General features: G+C 45.3%; 10 protein-coding genes. 9 read left to right on the top strand and 1 reads right to left on the bottom strand.

Translation table 11 applies throughout. From position 1 onward, the window contains the following. Positions 1-175 precede the first annotated feature (175 nt). From M3194_RS30560 to M3194_RS30550, 3 genes are all read left to right on the top strand, one after another. Positions 176-460 carry a hypothetical protein gene (locus M3194_RS30560; RefSeq protein WP_251657915.1) on the top strand — a complete coding sequence of 95 codons (285 nt, stop codon included), beginning with the start codon at positions 176-178 and terminating at the stop codon, positions 458-460. A gap of 108 nt (positions 461-568) precedes the next feature. Beyond that, a complete protein-coding gene (locus tag M3194_RS30555; RefSeq protein ID WP_251657914.1) occupies positions 569-826 on the top strand; it encodes a DUF1871 family protein in 258 nt (85 codons plus the stop codon). 126 nt (positions 827-952) lie between these two features. After that, positions 953-1,276, top strand: a complete 324-nt coding sequence (locus M3194_RS30550; RefSeq protein ID WP_251657913.1) for a hypothetical protein — start codon at positions 953-955, stop codon at positions 1,274-1,276. A 403-nt stretch (positions 1,277-1,679) separates the two neighbouring features. On the opposite strand, the gene M3194_RS30545 is transcribed toward M3194_RS30550, so the two are convergent. Next, a complete protein-coding gene (locus M3194_RS30545; RefSeq protein ID WP_251657912.1) occupies positions 1,680-2,135 on the bottom strand; it encodes a MarR family winged helix-turn-helix transcriptional regulator in 456 nt (151 codons plus the stop codon). A 108-nt stretch (positions 2,136-2,243) separates the two neighbouring features. Here M3194_RS30545 and M3194_RS30540 point away from each other — a divergent pair, with 108 nt between their 5' ends. From M3194_RS30540 to M3194_RS30515, 6 genes are all read left to right on the top strand, one after another. Next, positions 2,244-3,164 (top strand): alpha/beta hydrolase family protein, encoded by a 921-nt coding sequence (locus tag M3194_RS30540; RefSeq protein WP_251657911.1) that lies wholly within the window; start codon positions 2,244-2,246, stop codon positions 3,162-3,164. 73 nt (positions 3,165-3,237) lie between these two features. Further along, positions 3,238-4,230 carry an alpha/beta hydrolase family protein gene (locus M3194_RS30535; RefSeq protein ID WP_251657910.1) on the top strand — a complete coding sequence of 331 codons (993 nt, stop codon included), beginning with the start codon at positions 3,238-3,240 and terminating at the stop codon, positions 4,228-4,230. Between the two features lie 151 nt (positions 4,231-4,381). Then, entirely contained in the window at positions 4,382-4,645 is a 264-nt protein-coding gene (locus M3194_RS30530) for a group II intron maturase-specific domain-containing protein (RefSeq protein ID WP_311292457.1), read from the top strand. A 540-nt stretch (positions 4,646-5,185) separates the two neighbouring features. Further along, on the top strand, positions 5,186-6,865 hold the full coding sequence (locus M3194_RS30525; protein WP_251657909.1) for an S-layer homology domain-containing protein: 1,680 nt from the start codon (positions 5,186-5,188) through the stop codon (positions 6,863-6,865). Between the two features lie 326 nt (positions 6,866-7,191). Continuing rightward, positions 7,192-7,581: an IS110 family transposase gene (locus M3194_RS30520; RefSeq protein WP_251657908.1), complete on the top strand. Its 390-nt coding sequence runs from the start codon at positions 7,192-7,194 to the stop codon at positions 7,579-7,581. A gap of 34 nt (positions 7,582-7,615) precedes the next feature. Beyond that, on the top strand, positions 7,616-8,224 hold the full coding sequence (locus M3194_RS30515; protein ID WP_251657907.1) for a transposase: 609 nt from the start codon (positions 7,616-7,618) through the stop codon (positions 8,222-8,224). Positions 8,225-8,566: the final 342 nt, after the last annotated feature.

Genomic DNA, 8,566 nt, shown 5'->3' with positions numbered 1-8,566 from the left:
TTCGCCCCATATTCTACATCTTCTACAACCTTATTCCATTCAGCGGTTGTCTGTCACGAAAGAAAAAGGTTCAAAACCTACGAAAACAAGCGAATTTAAGAGAATAACGATTCTCCATAGAGGGAGGTTAGTTCCAATATATGGTATTATGAGAGTGTGTCAGGAGGTGTGTTACATGACTGTACCAATTGAATTAGATGGAGCAAAAGTTCTGTATTATACTGATAATCAAATTACAAATGACTATGGCTACGTTTTCTATCAAGAACATGAGGAAAAGGTTACTGTAACGGCTTTGGCAATAGCTCAATATGATGGAGACAATCGTTTTTATCTATTTTCATGTGATGTTGATTGGAATGTTATCAGCGATACACTTCACGACTCATTACAAGAAGCAATTGATTGTGTTATCCATTCAAATAACTCGATTATATTATGGAATGCCTCAGATGGTTGAGTTAACGGCGAACAATATTTGAATAGTCGAGTAACAAACTTTATTACATAGTATATTCGGTTGTCTAATGCTTCAAATAAAATGAATTTGAAGAACAGGATGATTACAATGATAGATGATAATATCAAGACAGTTGTAACAAATGCTATTAATTTGTGGAATCCATACGGTTTGTTGCCGCACGCACCAGATGATGAATTTGAAAGTGAAATTAAAAAAGTAATTGAAAGTATTCACGACGTAACCTCTGTTGATGAATTAGGTCATCGGATACAAATGATTTTTGAGAAAAGTTTTGGTGAACCATTTAAAATAGAAAATTGTATGGAGGTTGCCAGGCAAATTTGGTCTAAAACAAAAAGTTGATTGTTGAATTAAATATTACTGAGCTGACGGGAAACGTTAGTTCAGAACAAGGCAAGGATGCCATGTGTTTCTACACAGCAAGCATCGTTGCTGTAGGAGGCGATTATAGTTAAGCCAAAAGAGTTATTGGAAACTTACGACTTACACGATAGCATTGTAGAGCAAATTGAATACTTGCACGATGAGAAAAAGGTTCAATTAAAGCTGGAATTATGCCAGTGGAGAAAAAAACATGATACTACCGAGACCGAAATACAGGAAGGAATAATGACATTTAGTGTTGTAGAATTACTTCAAATTGAACCGCCATCGTTTTTGATTAACAGTAATGAAATTCTTGAGGTAAGAATAAATGCTGAAGATGGGAGTATAGAGTTTATACTTATGGGTTCTCATGATGTGGGAAAGGTCAAAATTCTGTCTCAAGATGTTACTTGGGAAGGGCGCTAAAAGTTCAGCATTTAAAGTTGGCTGAGGAGATTAAGCTATCGGGAGACGTTATTAGATTATGACCATGAGAAAGTTGCCTGCTCTGATTGTCAGCTATATTACGTTTATTACAGCCAGTTATCTTCAATAACCACATAGGAACAAAGGAATTTGTCTACATCTGAAACGCCCATATTGGGCGTTATTTACGTTCTATTTCTCGCCACCTTACGGAACTTGAAGCGTGTATTATAAATTTTCTAAGAGCACCTGCTTGCTTTTAAAGTCAGAGAATGTTGAGGTACCTTGAGGGGGTTGTTTGCTTTTGGAAAACAAAAACCCCTCCATCGTTTTGGTGGAAGGGGCCGGTTTAATTCACGTTTAATATATCTGCTTAGAAATACGTGGTCATGGCGTCGGGACATTATAAGATGCTGCTGGACCCTTTTTTTGTTCTATCTGCCAGCTTCGTAATCGACTCCACGTCTTGAGCGGTTAAGTGATCAAGAAAATGCTTGCGTATGGCCATGGAGACGATGGGACGGGCATCATTTAAAGCTGATTTGCCAATGGGAGTGATGATGACTTGAACACCGCGATCTGTGTCCAGTGGCTTCCTCATCACAAGCTTGCGTTTCTCCATCCGCGTCAGATGATGTGATAATCGACTCTTATCCCAGTCCATGGATTCGGTCAGCTCTTGTTGGCGAAGGCTGCCGTTCCCCAGAAGGTCTAACCGATCCAGTACTCCATAATCGCCCTCTGATAGTCCCGTGTGATCGGACATCTCTTTTATTACGCGACCGAAGATGTTGTGAAAGGAGCCTTTCCACTTATACCATAATTGAATTTCTTCTTCGTTAAGTTTGCTTTTATCCATGTAATCATCATAGCATAGTTGACGCGTCAACTTCAATGTGTTACTGTTGCTAAAGGTTGACATGTCAACCAAACTAATATTGAGAAGACCAAGAAAGGAACATCTATTATGGAAATGAACGTAAGTACGTCTACTCCAGTTATCTCGTTTAAGCCGATAGTGCTGTCAGCCCCAGACCGAGGGGAAGACTTACAAGTGCGGGTATCAGCGCCAGCGACGGGTAGCCAATTGCCAATTATTATTTTCTCGCACGGCTTTGGTTGGTCGATGGACGGCTACGGTCCGTTAGTCGACTACTGGGCTGCTCACGGCTTCGTGGTCATTCAACCTACCCATCTCGACTCGAGGACGCTGAATCTTCCTCCTGACGATTCCCGTACACCACTGGTCTGGCGTTTCCGCGTCGAAGACCTGAAGCTCATCCTTGACCAACTTGATCTTATTGAAGTTTCCGTTCCAGGCCTCAGCGGTCGTCTCGACCGAAGCCGCATCGCCGCATCCGGACACTCCTGGGGAGGCCAAACGGTGAGCATGCTGCTTGGTGCACGAGTCCTCGATGCCCATGGCGAACCGGGAGAGGACATGTCTGACTCGCGGATAAAGGCGGGCGTATTGCTTTCCACGACTGGCCTTGGTGGAGCTGACTTGAGTCCGTTCGCGGCAGAGCGCTTCCCATTCATGAACCCGAGCTTCTCTGATATGAGGACGCCGACTCTTGTGGTCGCCGGGGATCATGACCAATCCCATCTGTCCACTCGGGGGCCGGACTGGTTCACAGATCCCTACTTCCTGAGCCCGGGCAGCAAGAGCCTACTCACCCTCTTCGGGGCAGAACATATGCTTGGCGGAATCTCCGGGTATAACGTAGCGGAAACGACGGACGAGAACCCCAAACGAGTTGCTTTTCTCCGGCAACTCACTTGGTCGTACCTTCGCGATGCGCTCGACCTCGACAATTCCAGCTGGCTGGAAGCCCGCAAAGCTCTGGAGCAGAGTACCAATCCGTTAGGTCGGATTGAATCCAAGTAAGATTGATCAAAACGATCTCAAAGAAGGGACCATCCTAAAAAAAGGATGGTCTTTAAAAAGGAGAGTGTTACTAATGCAGTCGAACCCAAAAGGAAAGCGTTCCATGAGAAATCCGTTCAATGAAGCTGTCGGTATTCTTGTCAACGATCCCACTTCTGTTATAACCTTCAGCCCCGTTGTACTGTCGGTCCCGGGGCGGATTGTGGATTTGCAGATCAAGGTCTCCGCGCCCTCGATGGGGAGTGGCCTGCCCGTGATTCTTCTGTCGCACGGCCACGGGCCTTCGAACTTCGTCTCTTCCCTACACGGCTACGGGCCTCTCGCAAACTTCTGGGCAGCTCACGGCTTTGTCGTTATCCAGCCTACTCATTTGGACTCGAAGGCGCTGGGCCTGCGTGAATCGGATAACCAAGAGGCACCGTTGTTTTGGCGGTCCCGAGCCGAGGACATGCGCTACATTCTCGATTACCTCGACCAAATCGAGGCTGCTGTTCCAGGGCTGGGTGGGCGCCTAGACCGGAGCCGGATCGCCGCAGTCGGGCATTCAATGGGCGGGCATACGGTAGGCATGTTGTGTGGTCAGGGGGTTACTGATCCGGCAGACGGAACGGAAGTGAATTTAGCCGACCCTCGGATCAAGGCTGGTGTACTATTGGCTGCGCCAGGCAAAGGTGAGGACCTCGCCGTGTTCGCAACAGAGCACTACCCGGTCTTGAGGACAACTAGCTTCGCCACAATGACAACGCCAGCCCTCGTCGTCGTTGGTGAGAACGATTGGAGCCCCGCCTTTTCCGATCGCAAGAATTGGCGTTCTGATGCGTATTTCCTGAGCCCCGGCCCCAAATGCCTGCTGACGCTGTTCGGAGCGGAGCACGGGCTAGGTGGGGTGGCTGCGTACGACGCGAAGGAAACGACCGACGAAAATCCCGAACGCGTGGCTACGCTGCGAGCGCTCGTCTGGTCCTATCTCCGCACCGCACTCTACCCTGAAGACACCGCTTGGCCCACAGCGTGTGCCGCCTTGATGGATACGCCTAATCCGCTTGGTATTATCGAATGCAAATGAAGCTTTATGAAGCTCTTGTATTCATTCCCGATTTAGGATAAGAACTTGCATTGATTGCTTCCGTAAAACCAAAGCGGAAACGTCTAAAGCACAAGTTTACTACACGACAAAGCAATGGCTAACAACAAAAGCGGAAGCGCGAATTCGTGAAGTGGTGAAAGAACGACTTGCACCGCCTAGCATGAGAAAGTACTCCTTTAAAGAGCATGTTACATGGTTAAATCCTAAGATCCAAGGCTGGCGGAATTACTACTACACGGCCCATAGCCAAAAGAAACTGGCGAAGTTGGACTGGTACATCTTACAGCGAATAACAAGATGGTATGCCAAGAAACGGCAACGAGCGAGATGGCAAGCATCCTATCCAGAGGTAAAACATCTGGCAACAATGCATAGATTAAAGACGCTCTTGTAATCTGTATGCACATGAAAGACGTTGCGCGGGGGTCTAGAAATGCATCTTGCAAAGGGAAGTCATGTGAGTAGTTACAATGGAAGTGGTTATTCAATGGGAGCAAGTTATTGGGGCAATCAGACAGGAAGTTGTCAAATCAGAGCATCAGGGGCAGTTAATCATCTTAGTGAGTTTATATCAGCGTGGGCTTGAATGCAGCATTGCTCCTTGTAAAGCAGCATCACCTCCAACATTTCAAGTTCAACTATCAAATATATTAAATAGGGGACAATGTTAAATAAGGACAGAAAAACAATGAGATTGCGACGAATAAGATGACCTCAAGAGAATCCGTCAATCTAAGTAAAGAAACTGAATTTTATTAATAAAACTTCTTCTTCTGATCTAGTTACAGTTATTTATTCGAAATGTATAGATAATATAAAGATAGTAATAAATCATTCATCCATTTAAAGGAAATTATATTTTCTGAAACCTTTGTAGTATATATCACGTCTATGGGAATGTAACTGCAAGAATATACTCCAAGAGGTGAAAAAAATGAAAAACTCTTTAAAGATGATTGCCCTATCCACCACCACTGCTGCTCTGTTGTTCGGATTTGCCGGACAAAACATTACATCCGCTGCTTCTCTGAAAGGAACGGCTAAAGAGCAAAACGCAGCTCAAACAGCTGCATTGCTTCAAAATAACCTGTTCGCAGGAACGTCCGGTGCCCAGCTTGAACAATTGCTTCATTCGTTTGGCTTGGACCTGAACTCGTTGCTCAATACTCAGTACTCGAACAATAACGCATGGTACACCAATTTACTTGCCGGGTTCAATAACCCTCATCACCAAATGACCCGCGAGCAGTTCACATACAAGCTCGTAACAGCGATGGAGGCACAAGGAAAGCTGCCTTTGATCAAGCCGGTTGTAACCAAATTTAAAGATCAGGATAAAGTTTCGCCACAATACGCTGCTGCCATCCAACGCGCTTTGTCCTATAAAATCATCAAATTGGATGCTCACGGAAAATTTAATCCGAAAGCCTCTATTTCGAAAGCCGACGCACAGTCAGCTGTCGGCAATGCTCAGAATTATTTGAAAACACATTCTTCTCCGGTGAATCAGGGCAAGAAGATTACGGGAGAGCAAGCCGTTCAATTAATTAAAGAGCTTGTTGGTCCAGAAGCTTCGCTGCAAATCAAGATCGATCCAAAGGCAGCCGTAACTCGTGAATCGTTCACTTATTTGCTGGTGCACACTCTTCAGACGAGTGGTCAATTGCCGATGATTAAAGTCGTTCCAGTCAACGTGAAAGATGCATCTGCAATCGACGCATCGAAATCAGGTGCTATTCAAATGGCACTGTCTCTTGGATTCCTTACCTTGGATAAGAATGGTAAATTCAATCCAAAAGCTTCGCTTTCCTTAGAAGACGCCAGCAATATTACAGCCAGAGCGAAAGCCTACTTGAACAGTCATGGATTAACGCCTAACGATCAAACGTCGATCAAACCGGAGCAAGCTGCTCAGCTGATCAAGCAAGTTGTCGGTTCGTCTCTGCAAATCAAAATCGATACAAACTCTATCGTAACTCGCGAGTCGTTCACCTACCTATTGGTACACACTCTCCAAACGAGCGGCCAACTGCCGATGATTAATGTCGTTCCCGTTGACGTGAAAGATGCATCTGCAATGGATGTTTCGAAATCAGGTGCTATTCAAATGGCGCTGGCTCTTGGCTTCATCAGCTTGGACCAAGCCGGTAACTTTAATCCGAACGCTCAGTTGTCTGTTGCCGAGGCCAAAGAGATCGCAGATAAAGCTACAGCCTACCTAAAGAATCACCAGGTGCCGACCGATGATCGTACGGCGATTACTGCGGAGCAAGCCGTTCAATTGATTAAGCAAGCCGCAGGGTCGAATCTGCAAATCAAAATTAACCCAGAAGCTGTCGTGAACCGTCAGTCGTTCACGTACCTCCTGATTCACACGCTCCAATCGAGCGGTCAGCTGCCGAATTTCAATCTGATTCCGGTGGAGGTCAAAGACGGCAGCAACATCGATATCTTGAACCAAGGCGCAATCCAAACTGCACTGGCTTTGAACATTGTGCAATTGGACGAGCAAGGTATGTTTAATCCGAATGGAGCCCTTCCTCTTGAGGATGCGCAAGCCATGGTCAACCGCGCTATCGAAGTCGTGAAAAAGTTCTCCAACCCAAAAGCATAAGATAGCTCATTAAGTTTTGTTTTTTTTCGGTAAGGGATCCGTTCTTCAACGCACGGCTCGATACACAACCGGCATTTTGGGAACAGCTTTATCAAAAACCTGCTTTATTCACTTTTTGGACAGTTCTAGTTTTCTTTCTGATTTGCTTATTGCTCTCAAGAGAATTTATTAAGTTAGAGAGAATTGGAATGGAAAATAAGTAAGAGTTCCTGACTTGGAAAGTTAAGCTAAACATTCCTGTAGAGCCTAAGAAATGGGCTTTGTAAAAAAAGGAGCGCCTCGTTATGATGGGTTTGTCGACAACACATCAAGGAGGCGCTCTTACTATGAAGTTTAAGCAATCAGATGCTCAAAATCAACGCATTCAACAAATTACCACCTCGCATCTTGTCATAGGAATCGACATGGCCAAAGAAACGCATGTGGCACAAGCTACGAACTTCCGAGGAGTCGTGGTTTCCAAACGACATCTCTCATTCTCAAATAGCATTGAAGGCTTTGAAAAATTGAACCGTTGGATGACAGAGTTACTGCAAAAACAACGATTAAAGAGGCTCATAATCGGTATGGAGCCAACCGGTCATTACTGGTTTAACCTAGCCAACTGGTTATCGGATAAGGGGTTACACGTGGTTATGGTGAATCCAGCCACAACAAAGAGAAACAAAGAAAACCGAGATAACCTTTCCATGCCCACAGGATCTCGAGAACTATAGAGTAGCGGATGTCATTGACGCCTGGAGAGTGCATATGCAGCGAGCTGGTGGCTCAACAGGGATCGAGAAGGCTGCACAACTTATCGCACGAGCAAAATGTAGTGTCGGAGAACAAGCCGCTGCAGAGGAAGCAAAAGCAGATTTAAGACGGCTCATTGAAGAATTTGAGCGTGTAACTACGATGCTTGAACAGATTGAAATGGACATCGAAGTACTGCTTTCAGAGATTCCTATGGCGCAGCAACTTCGTACCTTAAAGGGACTTGGGAAGATCTTCACTGCGGCTATTTTAGCTGGTACTGGGGACCTGAGGCAATATGCGCATGGACGTCAGGTAATGCGTAAGGCTGGTTTAAATCTGGCTGAAAGTTCAACTGGTAGGTGTAAAGGTAAAATTGTTCTTTCAAAGCGAGGAGACTCTGCCTTGCGAAAATATCTCTATCTCGCAACTGTTCAACTCGTTTGGAATAACCCTGTTTTCCGCCATCTGCATGAGCATAATATACAAGAAAAGAAGATAAAAAAGCAGCAATCCATATTTAAGCTCATAGGGATGTTGGCAAGAATTCTAGTCGGTATTGTTCAACGAGGAGAAAAGTTCACGCCAGAGAAAACCGTCTTGACCTGGTCAGAAGCAGCTTAAGTTAGAAGTATCACGTATATTGACTCATTCGCGGGATTTCACAAAGAAAGCACGAGGACCGAGTTCGTTCTCCATAAGGGCTACGACCCGTCCGCTAAACGCTATCGGTCTCCACACCTTGGACAAGTATAACGAAGGAATGTAAGGGCATTGACCCGCATGCCCAGCCAACCACCTCATACGGCATCAACTGCGTTGTTTCCTGAGATGGAGATGATCCAAGGTGACGAAATCCTGCGAATGAGTGAGTATATGTGAGATAAACCTTTAAAAACGAGGGACTGGGAACGTTAGTTTAATGAGAACAGCGGCAGTCTAAGACTTTATTTTTCAGTCTTGGTC

It is taken from the genome of Paenibacillus glycanilyticus (assembly GCF_023715145.1).
Taxonomy (GTDB): Bacteria; Bacillota; Bacilli; order Paenibacillales; family Paenibacillaceae; genus Pristimantibacillus; species Pristimantibacillus glycanilyticus_A.
The sequence above is the reverse complement of the archived record's forward strand: the minus strand, read 5'-3'. Positions and strand labels throughout refer to the sequence as shown.

What these genes read in the sequence shown, in the direction of transcription:
- M3194_RS30540 (WP_251657911.1), top strand. Translation starts at nt 2,244, where the DNA reads ATGGAAATGAACGTAAGTACGTCTACTCCAGTTATCTCGTTTAAGCCG.
- M3194_RS30525 (WP_251657909.1), top strand. Translation starts at nt 5,186, where the DNA reads ATGAAAAACTCTTTAAAGATGATTGCCCTATCCACCACCACTGCTGCT.
- M3194_RS30560 (WP_251657915.1), top strand. Translation starts at nt 176, where the DNA reads ATGACTGTACCAATTGAATTAGATGGAGCAAAAGTTCTGTATTATACT.
- M3194_RS30515 (WP_251657907.1), top strand. Translation starts at nt 7,616, where the DNA reads ATGCAGCGAGCTGGTGGCTCAACAGGGATCGAGAAGGCTGCACAACTT.
- M3194_RS30555 (WP_251657914.1), top strand. Translation starts at nt 569, where the DNA reads ATGATAGATGATAATATCAAGACAGTTGTAACAAATGCTATTAATTTG.
- M3194_RS30520 (WP_251657908.1), top strand. Translation starts at nt 7,192, where the DNA reads ATGAAGTTTAAGCAATCAGATGCTCAAAATCAACGCATTCAACAAATT.
- M3194_RS30535 (WP_251657910.1), top strand. Translation starts at nt 3,238, where the DNA reads ATGCAGTCGAACCCAAAAGGAAAGCGTTCCATGAGAAATCCGTTCAAT.
- M3194_RS30545 (WP_251657912.1), bottom strand. Translation starts at nt 2,135, where the DNA reads ATGGATAAAAGCAAACTTAACGAAGAAGAAATTCAATTATGGTATAAG.